Origin of the sequence: Marinobacter sp., assembly GCF_048266785.1 — a bacterium.
Lineage (GTDB): Bacteria > Pseudomonadota > Gammaproteobacteria > Pseudomonadales > Oleiphilaceae > Marinobacter.
Genome location: NZ_JBLWYX010000001.1, coordinates 621,055 through 638,992, shown reverse-complemented (window position 1 = coordinate 638,992; position 17,938 = coordinate 621,055). Strand labels below are relative to the sequence as shown.

Here is a 17,938-nt window from a genome sequence, read left to right as displayed (position 1 = left end):
GGCCCCGGTGTCTGGCAAGGTTACATCAGCCGAATTTGAAGAACGCCAGCTTGTTGCCGTCTGGATCTTTCACGTAGGCGCCATAGAACTGGTCAGGAATACGCTGCCCGGGCTCGCCGTCACAGGTTGCACCTAGCTCTATCGCTTTGTGGTAGTGGGCATCAACCGCCTCTTTTGAGCCTGGCTGTAACGCCAGCATGTTGCCATTACCGGGGTGGTTTGGTGAGCCGTCGAACGGTGTGCAAACAGCCAACATCGGGGATTTCATGCTTTCACCAATAAATGCGATGCGGCCCAGGTCCAGCAGCAGCTTCGCGCCCATGTCGCCCAGAAGCTCTGAATAGAACTTCTTGGCTTTTTCCATATCACTGACACCAATGGTGACGTATCCAATCATGCTTTATTCTCCTGTTTTGCGCTCTTGCCTGCGCAGTTGATTTTAAGTCGCTCACCGTTTCGAAACTGACAATCGTACTGTCGTCTGTATCGTTCAACATGTCCATTACAAACGAGCGGACGCTACGGGTGTCGAGAAGTTCCCGCCGGATCACCGCCGTGCTGGCTTTGCCAGCCATTCACGTCCCCCAGACCAAAGATGTTGGTGTGGCGCTTATGGCAGAGCATGTCGTCTTCCAGATCGAGCCATAAAGGTGACTTTGTCACTGAACAGAGCAGGCAGGCGGCCTATTCTGGATGTATACCACCGATGAACCGATACAGGAGCACTTCAAAATGATCAAATCACTCAAGGCACTTATCGCGGCGTCCGTAGTTGCTGTTGCCCCCATCAGCGCTCACGCAGGAGATCCGAAAATGGTTGAGGAAGTACTGGTGATTCTTTCAAGTGATTCCCTGCAAACTCAGGGTATGGCGATGGTTCTTTCCAGCACCATGGCTCAGCAGGGAGCCAAGGTGAACGTTCTGCTGTGTGACAACGCGGGTGATCTTGCTCTGAAAAGCTATGAAGCACCCGCTCTGAAGCCGAAAGACCTTACCCCCGGCCAGATGTTGCGTGGCCTGCTGAAGAAGGGTGGTGTTGCCAACGTTTGTGCGCTGTACCTGCCAAACAGTGACTACAGCAAGAACGACCTGATTGAAGGTGTGGGTGTTGCAACTCCTCCGGAAATGGCAGGCCAGATGCTGAACCCTGCGATGCGGACCTTCACTTTCTGAGATTTCCTGACACAGCCCTGAGATATGAAAAAGCCGGCTCCTTGAACAGGGCCGGCTTTTTGTGGGTAGCACAAACACGAATTATCAGGATTATCCGGCAGGTTCGTCCAGATCCTCGTAGCCGGTCACCATGGGTTTGATGTGGCTGGTCAGGGTTTGTCCCATCGTAGTCATATACACATGAGCAATAATGAAAACCAGCATGGCAAAGGCTGCAGCGGTATGGACCAGTGCCACGGTCTCAAGGTTTAACGCCCCTGCACGCAAGGCCGGCCAGTCGTTGTAAAACAGGTACAGCAGACCACTCACCCATATGATGGGTGAGATCACCAGTTTGAAGAACAGGTAGGCCAGCCGCTGCAGCGGGTTGTGCTTGGCTTTACTGGTTTTGCGATAAGGGTGTTCAGCACCGGTAAAGGTGCCAATCAGGTAGTAATGCACCACCGCAAACAGTCCGTCTCGGGTGGGCACATACTGGCGCCATTCGCCGGTGGTTATGTGCCAGAAAATTGCAAACAGCCAGAGCACGATCAGTGACCAGGCCGCGATGGTATGCAGCCGCGTAGCGTCACCAAAACCCAGCAATGAATAGCTGCCGTGTATTTCAAAGCCGGTGATCAGCAGGCTGAAAATCAGCAAGGCCTGAAACCAGTGCCAGAAACGTTCAAAGCGTTTGAAGATCAGTACCCGGCTCATGATTGCTTCCTCCTTCTGAATACCACGCGAGCAAGGCCGTGGAGCACCACTCCGGCCAGGGTCAGTGCCACCGCCAGCCAGCCAATGCGATCCAGCCAGAGGTTGCCGCTATGTCCTGGCATGTAGATACCACCAATACCCGCCAGGCGACTTTCTCCCGAATGGCAGGAGCCGCAACGCAGGGCCTGGTCTGCAGGCGGAACCATGTGGGTAATCGGCCAGTACATTTTGGTTTCCATGAAGTCGAAGTTGCCACTGAACGGCATGCCCGACATGTCGCTGGCGAATTTCAGGGCCTTGGGCCAGTCGTAGTTGCTCCAGAGCGACGAATCATCAGCACCGAATACGTGAGTGGCCAGGAGTGTTTTGTGTTCGGTATCGAAAGGTTGTTTGCCGCGCATCAGCTTGAACGGCCAGATGCGTGAGCCTGGGTCGTTTGGTTCGCCATCCAGCCGGTTGATCTCCAGCGGCGGGTTATCGATGTCGAATTGTTCATCGACCATCGTGTACTCAACGGTGCCATCAAACCAGGCGTAGTATGGAACCACATTTTCACCGTGGCGGAAATCGCCCTTTTCGCTCAAGTAGCTCACGTGGCCCGCATCATCGTATGTGGCGACCGGTTTGCTGTTCTCGTCAAGCTTGCCAGCGGTGGACCAGTCCCACCACATCTTGGTTGGCACGCCACCCCGGGCAAAAGAGGGTACGTGGCAGGTCTGACACGCCAGCTTGTTCACGTGATCGTTCAGCTTTTCCCTGCCATGTGGTTCACCGCCATGGCAAGACTCGCAGCTCGCGCGGCTGAGATCGGTGTGGCCGGGGATATCAATGCCCAGGGTATCTTTCGCGTTCACCTGATAGCGGCTGCCGGAAACACTGTGACCCCAGGTTGAATGGCAGTCGGAACAACTGAAATTGCCGCCATCGGGGGACATGTGTACGTCGAGGGAACGGGCGGGCGACACCAGTGAAGAGTCGAGATCGCCGTGTTTTACACCGTCGCCACCGCCGCCGTAGAAGTGGCAGCTGCCGCAGTTAGCGCGGCCAGTGGCACCTACGTTCTGGGCTATGTCAGGTAGATCCGGCGGCTGGACCATCTTGCCGCTGCCTTTAGGCCATTCCCGGGGCACATAGGTCGGGTCGCCTGCGAGTGTGGGGAACTTCCAGTAATCGCCGGTTGTGTCGTGGCACACCAGGCAATCGACGGCAGAATCGGCTTCTGGCGGCGGCTGATTCATGTCCTTCCAGCCATAACCTACGTGACAGGAAGTACACCGGGGCTCATTGGTGACAGCCATACCGCAGAAGGAGTTGATAACCTTGTTTTTACCCAGCGTTTGCCCGGTTTCTTCGTGCTGGTAGAGCCAGGTCCAGTGGGTGGTTGCCTTGATTTGCCCGGCCGCCTCGGTGTGACACCTCAGGCAGGCTTCGGTTACCTGGCTGGCGGATTCAAATGGGCCTTTGAGGGATTTGAATTTGCTATGATCGGCGGTGGCGGGGGCGCGCTCAACCGCCGCCATTCCGGGGGAACCAACCAGCATCAGCAGGACTGCCAGTATGCTTATCACCAAGTATGTGGCTGTGTGAGCCTTTGTCAGCTTGGCCATGACGTCCTCCCTATTTTTATCAGATTAAGGAATCGCCCGTGCCCTGCCAGCACAGCGGTTGTCAGGGCTGGTATATTTTTTCCGGATTAAGCTTCATGGACCAGGGCAAGCCCTCGTTTTGCCAGCCGTTCACAATCCTCATGCCGGCCTTTTTGCCCTCTTTTGAGCCACTACCCTGAAAGCCATGATCAATGTATTTCACGTTGCTGAAGCCGTGGTCCAGCAGATAGTCTGCGCTGGGTTTGCCGCGGGTGGAGCCGGAGCGGCACATGGTGACAATCAGGGCATCCTTGTTCAGCCGTTTATCCTTCAGGGCCTGCTCAACACTGGCCGCAAAGTCCGGGTTGGGGTTCATGGCAAATCGGCCTTTGTCTGCGAGAAATTTGCTTCGGTCGGCGAGCTTGAACGGAATGTTCGTGTCAACGGCGTCGGTGAAACCGATAAACATGATTTCTACCGGATCCCGCACATCAACGAACAGCATCTGGTCGCCCTGCTTCTTAACCAGGTCGTAAGTTTCCTGGGCGGTCAGGGACAGAGCTTCGCCTGCCGACGCCTGAAAGCTCAGCCCGAAGGTAATGAGAAATGTGGCCAATAAGAGCTTCATCATTTTTTCTCCGGAGGTCGAGGTAGAGCGAGGTGTAGCTTCGACCATACCCCTGAGAGGTGGAAGCCCCAATATTCGGCATAAGTTTATAAGTTCTAGTTTGACTAAGGTCAAAATAGCAACAGATGAGCTGCTACAATTAGTCATCTGATCAGTGGGAGTAACTCAATTGTCGAACTGGCTCAAGCGACGTTACCCGGGCGTGGTCTCCGTTCTGGCTGCTCTGCTGACCATAAGCGGATGCGCTTTACCTTCTATGGCTGATCGCACCGAGAGCTGGGCGGTGCCTGCTGAAAAAACAGCAGACACACGGCTAGGAAGCGCGATTGTTCCGCTGATAGAGGCACACCCAACCGAGAGCGGGATTGTGCTGCTTGAAAACGCCCACGATGCGTTCGCGGCGCGGGCGTTGTTGGCTGAAGGCGCCGACGCTACTTTGGATGTGCAGTACTACATCTGGCAATACGACATCACCGGCACCATGTTGCTTGATGTACTTTATCGGGCGGCGGAGCGAGGTGTTCGTGTTCGCCTTTTGCTGGATGACAACGGCATCTCAGGGCTGGATCAACCGCTCGCAGCGCTCGATACTCACCCGAATATAGAAGTACGCCTGTTCAATCCGTTTGTGGTGCGCAGCCCCAAGTGGATCGGCTACATAACCAGCTTCTCGCGCCTGAATCACCGCATGCACAACAAATCATTCACTGCTGATAACCAGGCAACCATCATCGGCGGGCGCAACGTTGCTGATGAGTATTTCGGAGCCGGTGAGGGTGCGCTGTTTGCGGATCTTGATGTATTGGTTATCGGACCGGTGGTGAGTGAACTTTCTGATGATTTTGATCGCTATTGGTCAAGTGCCTCGTCATACCCTGCTGCGACCATTCTGCCGGAGCCATCAGAGACGGATCTCGCACGGGTTGTTGAGACAGCGAGAGAATGCAATACCAGCTCAGAGGCGAGCAGGTATGTCTGTGCGGTGGCCGACTCAGAGTTTCTGAGAAACCTGCTGGCGGGCAACCTGGAGTTTACTTGGGCACCGGTCTCCATGGTCAGCGACGATCCCGCCAAGGTGCTGGGAAAAAAACCAAAGAACGGATTAATGAGCCGGCAACTGGCAGAAGCCATGGGGAGCCCCGAACGCTCGGTGACGCTGGTGTCACCCTATTTTATTCCCACCAAAGCCGGTGTTGAAATATTCCGTGGCCTGGAACGTAAAGGGGTTCACGTGCGTGTGCTGACCAACTCCCTGGAAGCCAACGACGTAGCCATGGTGCACGCCGGTTACGCGAAGTACCGCAAGCCGCTGCTGGAAGCAGGCGTGCAGCTGTTTGAGCTTCGCAAGTTACCTGGAAAGGAATCTGTGGAGCGTCAATTACAAGACAACCTGATGGGAAGCTCTTCCTCCAGTCTCCACGCCAAGACCTTTGCGGTTGATGGCGAGAACCTGTTCGTGGGTTCGTTTAACTTCGACCCCCGCTCGGTTCATATCAACACTGAGCTGGGCTTTGTTATTGAAAGCCCGGAGCTGGCCCAGGTGATGGAAAGCCATTTCGAAGAACAAGCCCTGATAACCGCGTATGAAGTGGTGCTGGACGACGGTGGCGATTTGCAGTGGATTGAGCGCAATGGTGAGGAAGTGATTCGGCACAGCAACGATCCGGGAACCGGGCCGTTTAAACGTATGCTGGTTTCGCTTTTCTCGTTTTTGCCTATCGAGCATTTGCTGTAGACATCGCGTGCCCTCTTGACGCGCGTCAGTGCGACACAAAAATCTGTTGTTATACTAGTAGCAACCTAATTTTGACTGCAATAACTCACGCCTGCACCAGGGAAGAACAATGTCCGGTTCACACTCCAAAGTTCGCCAGAAGCTTCTCATCACTCTTGTTGTTATCGCCGCGATTGCCATAGTCGCTTGGCAATTTGTGCCGGATAGCGACAGGCTTCCGGAACATATTGCCTCTGGGAATGGCCGTATAGAGGCTACTCAGGTAGACATTGCCACCCGGATTCCAGGCCGGCTGCAGAGTTTTTTTGTGGCTGAGGGCGACCTGATTGACGCCGGCAGTGCGGTGGCTGAAATGGATACCGACGAACTGCAGGCAACCATGGCTGCGGCTCAGGCTAACCTGAACCAGGCGGTAGAAGCCCAGAATCTGGCCGAAGCGATTGTTGTTCAGCGTGAAAGTGAACTCCGGCTGGCCCGGGCTGAATTAAGCCGGATGGAATCTTTGGTGGACAAAGGTCATGTCTCGCGTGAGCAGCTTGACCGTGCCCGTACTACTGCAGAAACCGGTGAAGCAGCGTTGCAGGCATCCAAGGTTCAGGTGGCGTCGGCGGGCGCGGGCATTGAAGCCGCGAAAGCCAGCATTCGTAAGGTTCAGACCACCATTGATGACAGCCACCTTATCAGCCCGATTGGTGGGCGGGTGCTGTACCGCCTGGCCGAGCCTGGTGAGGTGTTGGCGGCCGGAGGCAAGGTCGCAACGGTAATTGATGTTACTGATGTGTACCTCACCATTTTTCTGCCCACCGCGCAGGCCGGCAAGGTGCGGGTTGGATCCGAAGCCCGCATTATTCTGGATGCTCTGCCCGATTACGTGGTGCCGGCGGAAGTCAGTTTTGTTGCTGCCGAAGCCCAGTTTACCCCCAAGGCAGTGGAAACCCGCAGCGAACGTGAAAAGCTCATGTTCCGAGTGCGCATTCGCATTGATCCGGAATTACTGAAAGCCTACCGCGACAGGGTAAAAACCGGTGTGCCGGGAGACGCCTACGTGCGCCTGGATGAAAGCAAACCCTGGCCAGAAAATCTGCAGGTGACTTTGCCCAATGGCTGAGATGCAGAACCCGGGTATGGATGATATGCAGTGTGTGGCGCGGCTGGAGGCCGTCAGCCATATCTATGGCGGGCGCGAGGCCTTGCGGGACATCAACCTGAACTTGCCGGCCGGTTGTATGGTCGGGTTGATTGGTCCGGATGGTGTAGGTAAATCCACACTGCTGGGGCTGGTGGCCGGTGCCCGAAAACTGCAGCAAGGCACCTTGCAGGTACTGGGTGGCGATATGGCCGATTCCCGGTTTCGAAGAGAGGTATCACCGCGCATTGCCTATATGCCCCAGGGTCTTGGGGGCAATCTTTACCATACGCTCACGGTCGACGAGAACATTGGTTTTTTTGCCGATCTGTTTGGTCTTACCGGTGCGGCCAGAACCGAACAGGTTGACCGTTTACTGGATGCCACCGGGCTGCTGGATTTCCGCAACCGGCCAGCGGGCAAACTCTCCGGAGGCATGAAGCAGAAGCTGGGGTTGTGTTGTGCACTTATCCACAACCCGGAGCTGCTGATTCTTGACGAGCCCACCACCGGGGTGGATCCGCTCTCGCGGCAGCGTTTCTGGGATCTGATTGACACCATTCGCCAACAGCAGCCGTCCATGAGCGTGCTGGTGGCTACGGCTTATATGGAAGAAGCCGAGCGCTATGACTGGTTGGTTGCGATGGACGACGGCGCCATTCTTGCAACCGGGTCCCCAGCGGAGTTGAAGCAGAAAACGGCTACAAAAACCCTGGATGATGCATTTATTGCCCTGTTGCCAGACGATCGTCAGGAACCCGTATCCGGGGGAGGCAGTGAGTCACAACTGGTCAGGAATGCGGTTTTTTCGAATGATGTGCCGGCCATAGAAGCGCACAACCTGACTCTGCGTTTTGGCGATTTCACGGCGGTGAAAAACGTCAGCTTTACCATTCCTAAAGGCGAGATTTTCGGCTTCCTGGGCTCCAACGGTTGCGGCAAGACCACCACCATGAAAATGCTCACGGGCCTGCTGACACCTTCCGAGGGCGAGGTTTCGCTGTTCGGCTCGCCACTGGATGCCAGAGATCTGACTACGCGCCAGCGTGTTGGTTATATGTCCCAGTCGTTCTCGCTCTATAGCGAGTTGACCGTGCGCCAGAACCTGGAGCTGCACGCCCGCCTGTTCCACCTGCCGCCGGAGCGTATTGAGCCCAGGCTGGATGAACTCACTCAGGATTTTGGTCTTGCGGATGTGATGGAGGAATTCGCCGGCAATCTGCCTTTGGGGGTCCGCCAGCGTCTGTCTCTGGCCGTCGCGGTGGTGCATTCACCGGAACTCTTGATTCTTGACGAGCCCACTTCCGGAGTCGACCCCGGTGCCCGAAACCGCTTCTGGAAGCTGTTGCTGCGCCTGTCCAGGGAGGACGGCGTAACCATTTTTATCTCTACTCACTTCATGAACGAAGGTGAGCGTTGCGACAGGATTTCCCTCATGCATGCCGGCGAAGTGCTGGCCTGCGATACGCCTGCGGCGTTGGTCCGGGACGCTCAGGCTGAAAACCTTGAAACCGCATTCATGAAGACCCTTGAGGCAGTGGACAAAGAGCCGCAGAGCCGTGGTGACGGTACAGTTCTGAGCGCAGATAGCTCATCGCCCCAGCGCCACGGTGCCTTCAGCCTGAGGCGGCTGCTGGCCTACGCTCACCGTGAGTCCCGGGAGTTGCTGCGCGATCCTATTCGCATGGCTTTTGCCTTCGTTGGCTCGGCACTGCTGATGATGATCCTGGGCTATGGTATTACCCTGGATGTGGAAGATCTCTCTTTTGCCGTTCTGGATCAGGACCAGAGCCCCCAGAGCCAGGATTACATCACGGCGGTTTCTGGTTCACGGTATTTCGTGGAGCAACCTGCGATTGCAACCATGGCTGAGCTGGAACAACGCATGATATCCGGCGAGCTCAGTCTGGCGCTCGCATTCCCCCCGGAGTTTGGCAAGGATCTCAAAAGTGGCCGGCCCACAGAGATAGCTGTCTGGATAGATGGCGCCATGCCGTTTCGTGGCGAGACCATTCTTGGCTACATTCAGGGCCTGCATCTAAGTTATTTTGAGGACCTGATTCTGCGCACTTATGGCACTGTGCCGGATCTGAGCCTGGTCTCCATAAAAACCCGCTATCGGTATAATCAGGAGTTCCGCAGCCTGGATGCCATGGTGCCTGCGGTTATCCCCATTCTGTTGATCTTTATTCCGGCGATTCTCATGGCTCTGGGCATTGTGCGAGAGAAAGAGCTGGGCTCCATCACCAACCTGTATGTTACCCCGGTATCCCGGCTGGAATTTCTTCTGGGCAAGCAACTGCCCTACATCGGGTTCAGTATGGTGAGCTATGCGAGCCTGGTTTTGCTGGCAATATTCCTGTTCGACGTACCCATCAAGGGCGGTGTGCTGACTTTGACTCTCGGCGCCCTGCTCTTTGTTACGGCGACGACTGCCCTGGGCCAGGTAATCTCGGCTTTCGCTTCTACACAGATTGCTGCACTGGCGGCTACCGCCATTATTACGATCCTGCCGACGGTGCAGTTTTCCGGCGTCACTGAACCCGTATCTGCGTTGGAAGGTGCTGCTGCGATCATTGGCCAGTTCTGGCCCGCCACCTGGTTTCTGGAGATCTCTCGGGGTGTGTTTACCAAAGGGCTGGCCTTTGGTGATCTGCAACATGCCTTCCTGATACTGGCGGCGTTTATTCCCGTGCTTACGTTTTTGGCCGTGGCCTTACTCCGGAAACAGGGGCGCTGATGATGGAATCTCTCGGAACTATCTGGAACCTCGGTGTTAAAGAGCTGCGCAGCGTGTGGCATGACAAGGTTTTGCTGATCTTTGTGTTGCTGGCTTTCACGCTGATTATCTATACCGCCGGTTCTGCAGGCTCCATGGAACTGCACAATGCGCCTGTGGCGGTGGTGGATGAAGATCAGACAGCGCTGTCCGGCCACGTTATAGATTCACTGCAAGAGCCCTGGTTTCTGGAGCCTGATCTCGTTGCTTTTGATCAGGTTGACGAGCTGCTGGACCAGGGTACTCATACCTTTGCCCTGATCATTCCGGAAGGCTTTGAGCGGGACGTGCGCAGTGGAAAAGTCTCCAGCCTGCAACTGGATATTGACGCCACACGGATGACACAGGCGTTCATCGGCGCCAGCTACATCGAGCAGATCATTACCACGGAAGTGGCGGAATATTTGGAGACCGGAAGCTCCGCAAGCGAGCTTCCGGTGAAACTGGTTACCCGGGTCAGCTTTAATCCGAATCTTGACGGCACCTGGTTTGGCGGCGTTATGGAGCTGATTACACAGATTACCCTGATCAGTATTATCCTGACCGGCGCCGCGCTGATCCGTGAGCGCGAACATGGCACGGTAGAGCACCTTATGGTGATGCCTGTAAGGCCCTTTGAAATTATGGCTGCCAAGGTCTGGGCGAATGGTCTGGTGGTTATGCTGGCGGCGACTCTGGCCATCACTATTGTGATCCAGGACGTGCTTGCCGTGCCCGTGCAGGGTTCGGTTTTATTGTTCCTGTTCGGCACTTTGATTCATCTGTTTTCCACCACTGCGATCGGTATCCTGATTGGCACGGTGGCGCGCACCATGCCGCAGTTTGGCTTGCTGCTGATCCTCACCATTCTACCGCTGCAACTGCTTTCTGGCGGTATTACGCCAAGAGAAAGCATGCCGGATCTGGTACAGAATATTATGCTGGCGGCACCCACTACACATTTCGTGAGTATGGCTCAGGCCATACTGTATCGGGGTGCAGGACTGGACGTGGTGTGGCCGCAAATGCTGGCGCTGGCCGGTATCGGTGTAGTGGTCTTCAGCACAGCGCTGGCTTTGTTCCGCCGGCATCTGGCGGTTTAACAGGCGGCAACGACCGAGATTTCTACCAGCAGCTCCGGTGATGCCATCTGAGCCTGCACACAGGCCCGTGCCGGGGCCTCCCCTTGGGGTACCCAGTTATCCCATACGTCGTTTAAAGCTTTGAAGTCAGACATATCCGCAAGGTAAATCGTCGCGGACAGGATCTTGTCGCGGCCTGACCCAATGCTCTCCAGAAGCTCATCTACTTTTTCCAGCATGCCGGTTACTTGAGCATGAATGTCGCCATGCCTGTCCTTGGCAACCTGTCCACACAGATAAGCCGTGCCATTGTGCTTTACGATTTTGCTCATGCGGCTGCTGGTTGAAATGCGTTCTATAGCCATGGATGTCGCCTTAATGAAAGTGGAAGGAATTTTTCGTTAGTCGCAACTCATCAAACTCCAGAATACCGGGTTTGTGTGCCAAAGGCGTACCCAACCAGAAACGAAAAAGGGCCCATCCGAAGATGCGCCCTAAGTCGTTGAATTCTGGTCGGCGTGGCAGGATTCGAACCTGCGACCCCTTCGTCCCGAACGAAGTGCGCTACCAAGCTGCGCCACACGCCGATCAACCGCCGGTATTATACGGAATCACTTGTTTTTTACCAGCCCAGGGCCTGATAAAAAGGCATCCGCAAATGCACTGAGATTGTCGTATATCGCCACCCTGGCGCCGGGAATCGGGCGGGTTTTCAGGTGGTGTTCGGTGTCCTTGCCGTTGCCGGTTCGGACCAGCACGGGCTGGCAGCGTTCAGCAAAACCGGCTTCCAGATCCTTGCGGCTGTCGCCGACCATAATGGCGCCGTTCAGAGTGTCGAGATGGAGATGATCGCGGATTTGTTCCAGCAAGCCGGTGAGTGGCTTGCGACAACGGCAACCGTCGTCCGGATGGTGCGGACAGTAGGCGATAAAGTCGATACGACCGCCCTGAGCTTCCAGCAATCGTTCCAGTTTGTCGTGCATGGCACCCAGCACGTCGGTGCTGTAGAAACCTCTGGCGATACCAGACTGATTGGTGGCAATGGCAATCCGGTGGCCGGCTTTGCAAAGCCGCGCCACCGCCTCAATACTGCCGGGAATGGGTTGCCACTCATCAACAGAGCATATGTAATCGCCATCGTACTCGTTGATGACCCCGTCCCTGTCGAGGATGATCAGCATCGGTCAGCCAGCGGCGGGCAGCAGTGAGATATCTGCAACGCGCAAGAACAGGTTGTGCAGGCGGTTCAATAGCGCAAGGCGGTTGTTCCGCACAGCTTCGTCGTCTGCCATCACCATGACTTCGTTGAAGAAGCTGTCTACCGGCTCCTGCAGGCTTGCCAGCGACTGCAGCGCGCTGGCGTAGTTGCCTTGCTCAAACAGTGGCAGCACCTTCTCGGCTTGCTGGTCTACCTGTGTTGCCAGAGTTTTCTCGGCCGTATCCTGCAGAAGGTTGCTGTCGACGGTTTCGCCTACGTGTTCTCCTGCCTGCTTGGACAAGATGTTGGAAACCCGCTTGTTGGCGCCGGCAAGAGCCAGTGCTTCTGGCAGTTGGCGGAAGGCTTCCACGGCCTTCACCCGGCGATCGAAGTCCAGTGGACGGGTCGGGCGACGAGCGTGAACAGCCAAGTACACTTCGGCGCCAATGCCGCGCTCATCGTAGTAAGCACGGAACCGGTCCAGCATGTAATCAACAACGCTGGAGGCGGTATTCTCTTCGGTCAGCCCGGTGAAATTTTCTTCCGCCCACTCGCAACAGGTTTGCAGATCAAGCGGCAGCTCCCGTTCGATGATGATGCGCAGTACGCCCAGAGAAGCACGACGTAGCGCAAATGGGTCTCGTGTGCCCGATGGTGGCTGGCCAATGCCGAACAGCCCGACCAGTGAATCCAGGCGATCTGCGATGGCGAGGGCACAGCTTGTGAGCGTGGTGGGCAGACTGTCTTTGGCAAAGCGCGGCATGTACTGCTCGTTCATGGCCTTTGCGACATCGGTTGGCTCGCCGTCGTCGGCTGCGTAGTACTGGCCCATGATGCCTTGAAGGTCGCTGAACTCCAGCACCATCTCAGTGACCAGGTCGGTCTTGGCCAGCATGGCGGCACGCTCGGCCAGGGCTGGATCGCTGCCAATCGCTGCGGCAATTTTCCTGGCCAGCGCGGCTACGCGAACGGCTTTGTCGTAAACGCTGCCGAGCTTTTCCTGAAAGACAATCGGCTTTAGCCGTTCGATACGGTCTTCCAAGCGGATTTTGGAGTCTGTTTCGTAGAAGAACGCAGCGTCAGCAAGGCGTGGGCGAATCACTTTCTCGTTACCGGAGACAACCTGAGAAGGGTCTTTGCTCTCAATGTTGGCGACGGTAATAAACAGAGGCAGCATTGCGCCATCGGCACCCACCACGTGGAAGTATTTCTGGTGTTCCGCCATGGAGGAAATCAGAGCTTCTGCAGGGACTGCCAGGAACCGCTTGTCGAAACGGCCCATCAGCGGCACCGGCCATTCGTTCAGGCCGGTGACTTCGTCCAGAAGATCTTCACTGATGATTGCTTTAGCGCCGGCCTCGGTTTCAGCAAGGGTGCTGACACCAAAACGGATCTGCTCGCGGCGCTTGGCGAAATCGGCAATGACATAACCTTCCTGCTCGAGGACAACTTCGTAATCCGCAGGTGTTGGAATGATCAGTGCTTTCGGGCAATGGAAACGATGGCCCCGGGTTTTGTTGCCGGGAGTCAGCCCCATGATGGGCGCATCAATGATCTTGTTACCGAACAGCATAACCAGCCAGTGCACAGGCCGGACAAACTCCGTGCGGTGGGCGCCCCAGCGCATACGCTTGGGAATTGGCAGTGACGCCAGCGACTGCTCAACCAGTCCGGACATCAGATCGACCGTTGGTTTGCCCTGCTCAACGGTGCGATAGACCAACCAGGCACCTTTATCAGTTTCCAGAGTGTCGAGCTGATCCGGGGTTATGCCCAGAGACGTGGCAAAACCGGTAAGGGCTCGGGTCGGGTTGCCGGAATCATCGAAGGCGGCTTTGACGGCCGGGCCCCGCTTTTCAACCGGTTTGTCCGGCTGGGCATCAGCCAGGTTGCGAATGCGAACGGCCAGACGGCGCGGCGCGGCGAAGGCTTCTACCTTGCCAAATGCGATACCGGCATCTTCCAGGCCCTTGGTAATACCCTGAGTGAACGCTTCAGACAGTGGCTTGAGTGCTTTCGAGGGCAGTTCTTCAACGCCCAGTTCGACCAGAAAATCCTGCTTTGCCATGATTATGCGTTTCCCTCTGCCTGTTGTTCCTGCTTCGCTTTTTTACCTTTCTTGCCGTTGGCCTTGTTATCGGCCGCTTCGGCTAGGGCCAGCACTTCTTTGCGCAGGGCCTCCGGGGCTAACGGGAAGCCGAGTTTGCGCCGGCTGTCGAAGTACGCCTGGGCGACGGCCCGGGCCAGAGTGCGTACACGCAGGATAAAGCGCTGACGCTCGGTGACCGATATAGCGTGGCGGGCGTCCAGCAAATTGAAGGTGTGAGAGGCCTTCAGAACCTGCTCGTACGCAGGCAGGGCCAGACCCGCTTCGATCAGCCGGGCACTTTCACGTTCGTGGACATCAAAGCTTTGGAACAGGAACTCGACATCTGCGTACTCAAAGTTGTACGCGGACATTTCCACTTCCTGCTGGTGGAACACGTCACCGTAGGTGACGACACCGTCAGGGCCTTCGGTCCAGACCAGGTCGTAAACGCTGTCGACGCCTTGCAAGTACATGGCGATGCGCTCGAGACCGTATGTGAGCTCGCCGGTAACCGGGTAGCATTCAAGGCCGCCCACCTGCTGGAAGTAGGTAAACTGGGTGACTTCCATTCCGTTCAGCCAGATTTCCCAGCCCAGACCCCAGGCGCCCAGCGTGGGCGATTCCCAGTTGTCTTCCACAAAGCGGATATCGTGTACCAGCGGGTCAAGCCCCAGGGCTCTCAGCGAGTCAAGATAGAGTTCCTGAAGGTTATCCGGCGATGGCTTGAGTACCACCTGAAACTGATAGTAGTGCTGCAGGCGGTTCGGGTTTTCGCCGTAACGACCGTCGGTGGGGCGGCGGCTCGGCTGCACATACGCAGCATTCCAGGTTTCCGGCCCGATGGCCCGCAGGAAGGTAGCCGGGTGAAAGGTACCGGCGCCCACTTCCATGTCCAGGGGCTGAAGTACCACGCAGCCGTGCTTCGCCCAGAAGTTTTGCAGGGTCAGAATCAGGCCCTGAAAGGTCCTGGTGTCCGAATTCTTGCTGTTTATTGCCTTGTCTGTCGCCTTGTTTGTCACTGCGGATGCCTGCTGGTCAGTCTGTGTGTAGCGCCCCGTTAATTCCAAGACACTCTCTGGGCTGTTCTTCGAGTGAGCTTTCGAGCCGCTCGCAAGAGGGGCATTGCGAAAAAAGGCGCATTATACGCGCGCCAAACCCGTATTTCTAAGTAGTCTTCATGCTCTTGATTTTGAACTAGAAGAACGTGAGCCCCACGGAGAAGAGCTTTTCAACCTCCCGCACCCGGGATTTGTCTACCAGGAACAGGATCACGTGATCATCCGGTTGCACCCGCAGGTGGTCGTGGGCGATCAGTACTTCGTTGTGGCGGACAATCGCACCGATGGTCGCGCCTTGCGGCAGGTTGATTTCATCAAGTCGTCTGCCAATCACCTTGGAGGATTTATGATCGCCGTGGGCGATGGCCTCAATAGCCTCAGCAGCGCCTCTGCGCAGTGAGTGAACGTTTACAACGTCGCCCCGGCGCACATGAGTAAGCAGGCTGCCGATGGTGGACTGCTGGGGGGAAATCGCCACATCTATTTCGCCCCCCTGAATCAGATCTACGTAGTCCGGGTTGTTGATCAGGGTAAATACCTTGCGGGCGCCCAGGCGCTTGGCCAGCAACGACGCCATGATATTGGCTTCGTCATCGTTGGTCACGGCGCAGAACACATCGGTATTTTCGATGTTTTCTTCCAGCAGTATGTCTTTGTCAGCCGCATTGCCTTCAAGCACGACCGTCTTGCGCAGATTTTCGGAGAGCAGCACACAGCGTTCATGGTTCCGCTCAAGCAGCTTTACCTGATAGCGGTTTTCCAGAGTGTGGGCCAGGCGCTGGCCTATGTTGCCGCCGCCGCAGATAAAAATACGCTTGTAGTTTTTGACCAGAGGTTGCAGCTCGCTCATAACCGAGCGGATGTGATCGGCGCCGGCGATAAAAAACACTTCGTCGCCGTCTTCAAGCACCGTGTCGCCCTTAGGCATAATGGCCCGGTCTTTACGGAAAATGGCAGCAACCCGGGTCTCAATCTTGGGCATGTGAGTGCTCAGATAGGACAGCTCGCGACCAACCAGCGGGCCGCCTTCTGTGGCACGAATTGCCGCCAGCCGGACCAGGCCCTTGGAGAACTCCAGCACCTGCAGGGCGCCCGGGTACTCGATCAGCCGTGTGATGTGTCGAGTAACCAGGTGCTCCGGGCTGATCATGACGTCAATTGGAAAACCGCCCTTGCCAAAGAGCTCGTTGCTGGAGAGATAGGCGCTGGCCCGCACTCGGCTGATTTTGGTGGGCGTGCTGAACAGGATACTGGCAACCTGACAGGCGACCATGTTGGTTTCGTCGCTGTTGGTGACAGCGATCAGCATGTCGGCGTCATCCGCATCTGCCTGTCGCAAAACAGACGGGTAGGAGGCGTTGCCCTGCACCGTGCGAATATCGAGGCGATCCTGCAGCTCACGCAGCCTTATCGCGTCTGTGTCGATGACCGTTATATCGTTGGCTTCGCTGGCCAGATTTTCAGCCAGCGTGCCGCCTACCTGGCCGGCACCGAGGATCAGGATCTTCATAGTTCAGGTTTCTCCAGTACGGCATAGAAAAAGCCGTCATGGCTGATTGGATCGGGAAGAAGTTGTCGCCCCGCGCCCATATCGCACCCCCACTGAACCTCTGGCTCAATAAGCGCGGCGCAGCTCTGTTGTTTAAGAAACCTCTGGATTATACGGTGGTTTTCCTGGGGGAACACGGAACACGTTGCGTAGACCAGGCGCCCGCGCGGTTTGAGTACAGTCCACATGGCTTCCAGCAGTCCGAGCTGTATAGCGGCCAGTGGCACAACGTCGGTTTCCCGGCGCAACAGTTTGATGTCCGGGTGGCGACGGATAACGCCGCTGGCGCTGCAGGGAACATCCAGCAGAATACGATCGAACGCCTGGCCATCCCACCACTGTTCAATGTCGGCGGCATCTACCTGCAGCAGGCTGGCGTGTAAATCCAGGCGGTCGAGGTTTTCCTGAACCCGGGGCAGGCGCGCAGCCGATTCGTCGATGGCAACCACTTCAGCCAGTTCTGCCTGGCTTTCGAGAATGGCACAGGTTTTTCCGCCTGGTGCTGCGCATGCGTCCAGAACCCGCTGCCCCGGCGCCAGATCCAGCAACGTGGTGCAAAGCTGCGCGGCTTCATCCTGAACGCTGACAGCGCCATCGGCAAACCAGGGTAGCTGATCAACCTGCACCGGCCTGGCAAGCTGTATACCCTGAGGCGCAAAGCGGGTGGCGGTCGCCTCAATACCGGCGTCATTCAACAGCGCCAGATACTCGTCGCGGCTAAAGCGCAGGGCGTTCACTCTCAGTGTCATGGGCGCCTGGGCGTTATTCGCCTCAAGAATCTGCTGCCAGTTGTCGGGCCAGTTATGGCGCAGTTTTTCCACCATCCAGACGGGGTGGCTGAAGCGGCTGACGTCATTTTGCGGCTCCGGAGCCCCTTCGCGCTCGGCAGCCCGCAAAACAGCATTTACCAGACCGGTGAGGTGAGGCTTGTCGAGAGCTCGGCAGGCCTCCACGGTTTCATTGAGAATGGCGTAGGTTGCCTGCTGGCTGAAGCGTAGCTGAAACAGCGCGATCAGCATAAGGTGATGAACAATGCGATCCGGTTTCTTTATTGGCTTTTTCAACCGGCTGCCCAGCTCACTGTCGAGGCGATGAAACCAGCGACATGTGCCATAGCAAAGCGCCTGAAGCACCGGGCGCTCGTTGAGGGCAAGGCGTTGCAGGGCCGGAGGCAGGCACTGGGACAAAGACTCGCCGTTTTCCACTGCCAAAAGAACATCGGCCGCAATGGCGCGCATGGGCTGATTATAGTCGCCCATA

The 17,938-nt window shown here is 56.5% G+C and carries 16 protein-coding genes and 1 tRNA gene; 6 read left to right on the top strand and 11 right to left on the bottom strand.

Going from position 1 to position 17,938, the window contains the following annotated elements:
* Positions 1 to 25: 25 nt before the first annotated feature.
* Positions 26 to 397: a VOC family protein gene (locus ACN0V1_RS03015; RefSeq protein WP_417543554.1), complete on the bottom strand. Its 372-nt coding sequence runs from the start codon at positions 395 to 397 to the stop codon at positions 26 to 28.
* Between the two features lie 128 nt (positions 398 to 525).
* On the opposite strand from ACN0V1_RS03015, the gene ACN0V1_RS03010 reads away from it, so the two are divergent.
* Both ACN0V1_RS03010 and ACN0V1_RS03005 read left to right on the top strand, forming a co-directional pair.
* Positions 526 to 648: a hypothetical protein gene (locus ACN0V1_RS03010; protein WP_281288103.1), complete on the top strand. Its 123-nt coding sequence runs from the start codon at positions 526 to 528 to the stop codon at positions 646 to 648.
* A gap of 84 nt (positions 649 to 732) precedes the next feature.
* Complete coding sequence (locus tag ACN0V1_RS03005; protein ID WP_417543553.1) at positions 733 to 1,173, top strand: hypothetical protein; 441 nt, start codon at positions 733 to 735, stop codon at positions 1,171 to 1,173.
* Positions 1,174 to 1,263: 90 nt separating this feature from the next.
* On the opposite strand, the gene ACN0V1_RS03000 is transcribed toward ACN0V1_RS03005, so the two are convergent.
* The 3 genes from ACN0V1_RS03000 to ACN0V1_RS02990 all read right to left on the bottom strand — a co-directional run bounded on the left by ACN0V1_RS03000 (position 1,264) and on the right by ACN0V1_RS02990 (position 4,086).
* A complete protein-coding gene (locus ACN0V1_RS03000) occupies positions 1,264 to 1,869 on the bottom strand; it encodes a cytochrome b/b6 domain-containing protein (RefSeq protein WP_417543552.1) in 606 nt (201 codons plus the stop codon).
* Entirely contained in the window at positions 1,866 to 3,476 is a 1,611-nt protein-coding gene (locus ACN0V1_RS02995) for a tetrathionate reductase family octaheme c-type cytochrome (RefSeq protein WP_417543551.1), read from the bottom strand. Before ACN0V1_RS02995 ends, ACN0V1_RS03000 begins: the two co-directional genes overlap by 4 nt.
* A gap of 61 nt (positions 3,477 to 3,537) precedes the next feature.
* Positions 3,538 to 4,086, bottom strand: coding sequence for a rhodanese-like domain-containing protein (locus ACN0V1_RS02990; protein ID WP_246123426.1), 549 nt, complete (start codon positions 4,084 to 4,086; stop codon positions 3,538 to 3,540).
* A gap of 166 nt (positions 4,087 to 4,252) precedes the next feature.
* Here ACN0V1_RS02990 and ACN0V1_RS02985 point away from each other — a divergent pair, with 166 nt between their 5' ends.
* The 4 genes from ACN0V1_RS02985 (at position 4,253) to ACN0V1_RS02970 (ending at position 10,805) form a co-directional block, all read left to right on the top strand.
* Entirely contained in the window at positions 4,253 to 5,818 is a 1,566-nt protein-coding gene (locus ACN0V1_RS02985) for a phospholipase D family protein (RefSeq protein WP_417543550.1), read from the top strand.
* A 109-nt stretch (positions 5,819 to 5,927) separates the two neighbouring features.
* Positions 5,928 to 6,926, top strand: coding sequence for an HlyD family secretion protein (locus ACN0V1_RS02980; protein ID WP_144777298.1), 999 nt, complete (start codon positions 5,928 to 5,930; stop codon positions 6,924 to 6,926).
* Positions 6,919 to 9,684 carry a ribosome-associated ATPase/putative transporter RbbA gene (gene rbbA / locus ACN0V1_RS02975; RefSeq protein WP_417543549.1) on the top strand — a complete coding sequence of 922 codons (2,766 nt, stop codon included), beginning with the start codon at positions 6,919 to 6,921 and terminating at the stop codon, positions 9,682 to 9,684. The genes ACN0V1_RS02980 and rbbA overlap by 8 nt, the downstream gene beginning before the upstream one ends.
* A 2-nt stretch (positions 9,685 to 9,686) precedes the next feature.
* Positions 9,687 to 10,805, top strand: a complete 1,119-nt coding sequence (locus ACN0V1_RS02970; protein ID WP_417543647.1) for an ABC transporter permease — start codon at positions 9,687 to 9,689, stop codon at positions 10,803 to 10,805.
* On the opposite strand, the gene ACN0V1_RS02965 is transcribed toward ACN0V1_RS02970, so the two are convergent.
* The 7 genes from ACN0V1_RS02965 to rsmB form a co-directional block, all read right to left on the bottom strand.
* The gene (locus ACN0V1_RS02965; RefSeq protein ID WP_144777297.1) at positions 10,802 to 11,149 is read right to left on the bottom strand and encodes a RidA family protein; all 348 of its coding nucleotides are present in this window, start codon (positions 11,147 to 11,149) and stop codon (positions 10,802 to 10,804) included. The genes ACN0V1_RS02970 and ACN0V1_RS02965 overlap by 4 nt on opposite strands.
* A 145-nt stretch (positions 11,150 to 11,294) precedes the next feature.
* A tRNA-Pro gene (locus tag ACN0V1_RS02960) sits at positions 11,295 to 11,371 on the bottom strand.
* 24 nt (positions 11,372 to 11,395) lie between these two features.
* Positions 11,396 to 11,965 (bottom strand): D-glycero-beta-D-manno-heptose 1,7-bisphosphate 7-phosphatase, encoded by a 570-nt coding sequence (gene gmhB, locus ACN0V1_RS02955; protein ID WP_417543548.1) that lies wholly within the window; start codon positions 11,963 to 11,965, stop codon positions 11,396 to 11,398.
* A gap of 3 nt (positions 11,966 to 11,968) precedes the next feature.
* On the bottom strand, positions 11,969 to 14,050 hold the full coding sequence (glyS, locus tag ACN0V1_RS02950) for a glycine--tRNA ligase subunit beta (RefSeq protein WP_417543547.1): 2,082 nt from the start codon (positions 14,048 to 14,050) through the stop codon (positions 11,969 to 11,971).
* A gap of 2 nt (positions 14,051 to 14,052) precedes the next feature.
* Complete coding sequence (gene glyQ, locus ACN0V1_RS02945; protein ID WP_417543646.1) at positions 14,053 to 15,063, bottom strand: glycine--tRNA ligase subunit alpha; 1,011 nt, start codon at positions 15,061 to 15,063, stop codon at positions 14,053 to 14,055.
* 202 nt (positions 15,064 to 15,265) lie between these two features.
* Positions 15,266 to 16,639, bottom strand: coding sequence for a Trk system potassium transporter TrkA (gene trkA / locus ACN0V1_RS02940; RefSeq protein WP_417543546.1), 1,374 nt, complete (start codon positions 16,637 to 16,639; stop codon positions 15,266 to 15,268).
* Positions 16,636 to 17,937 carry a 16S rRNA (cytosine(967)-C(5))-methyltransferase RsmB gene (gene rsmB, locus ACN0V1_RS02935; RefSeq protein WP_417543545.1) on the bottom strand — a complete coding sequence of 434 codons (1,302 nt, stop codon included), beginning with the start codon at positions 17,935 to 17,937 and terminating at the stop codon, positions 16,636 to 16,638. Before rsmB ends, trkA begins: the two co-directional genes overlap by 4 nt.
* Position 17,938: the final 1 nt, after the last annotated feature.

Excerpts from the sequence above, each read along its gene's own strand:
- ACN0V1_RS03015 (WP_417543554.1), bottom strand. The coding sequence starts at position 397 with ATGATTGGATACGTCACCATTGGTGTCAGTGATATGGAAAAAGCCAAG.
- ACN0V1_RS03005 (WP_417543553.1), top strand. The coding sequence starts at position 733 with ATGATCAAATCACTCAAGGCACTTATCGCGGCGTCCGTAGTTGCTGTT.
- ACN0V1_RS03000 (WP_417543552.1), bottom strand. The coding sequence starts at position 1,869 with ATGAGCCGGGTACTGATCTTCAAACGCTTTGAACGTTTCTGGCACTGG.
- ACN0V1_RS02995 (WP_417543551.1), bottom strand. The coding sequence starts at position 3,476 with ATGGCCAAGCTGACAAAGGCTCACACAGCCACATACTTGGTGATAAGC.
- ACN0V1_RS02990 (WP_246123426.1), bottom strand. The coding sequence starts at position 4,086 with ATGATGAAGCTCTTATTGGCCACATTTCTCATTACCTTCGGGCTGAGC.
- ACN0V1_RS02980 (WP_144777298.1), top strand. The coding sequence starts at position 5,928 with ATGTCCGGTTCACACTCCAAAGTTCGCCAGAAGCTTCTCATCACTCTT.
- rbbA (WP_417543549.1), top strand. The coding sequence starts at position 6,919 with ATGGCTGAGATGCAGAACCCGGGTATGGATGATATGCAGTGTGTGGCG.
- ACN0V1_RS02970 (WP_417543647.1), top strand. The coding sequence starts at position 9,687 with ATGGAATCTCTCGGAACTATCTGGAACCTCGGTGTTAAAGAGCTGCGC.
- ACN0V1_RS02965 (WP_144777297.1), bottom strand. The coding sequence starts at position 11,149 with ATGGCTATAGAACGCATTTCAACCAGCAGCCGCATGAGCAAAATCGTA.
- gmhB (WP_417543548.1), bottom strand. The coding sequence starts at position 11,965 with ATGCTGATCATCCTCGACAGGGACGGGGTCATCAACGAGTACGATGGC.
- glyS (WP_417543547.1), bottom strand. The coding sequence starts at position 14,050 with ATGGCAAAGCAGGATTTTCTGGTCGAACTGGGCGTTGAAGAACTGCCC.
- trkA (WP_417543546.1), bottom strand. The coding sequence starts at position 16,639 with ATGAAGATCCTGATCCTCGGTGCCGGCCAGGTAGGCGGCACGCTGGCT.
- rsmB (WP_417543545.1), bottom strand. The coding sequence starts at position 17,937 with ATGGGCGACTATAATCAGCCCATGCGCGCCATTGCGGCCGATGTTCTT.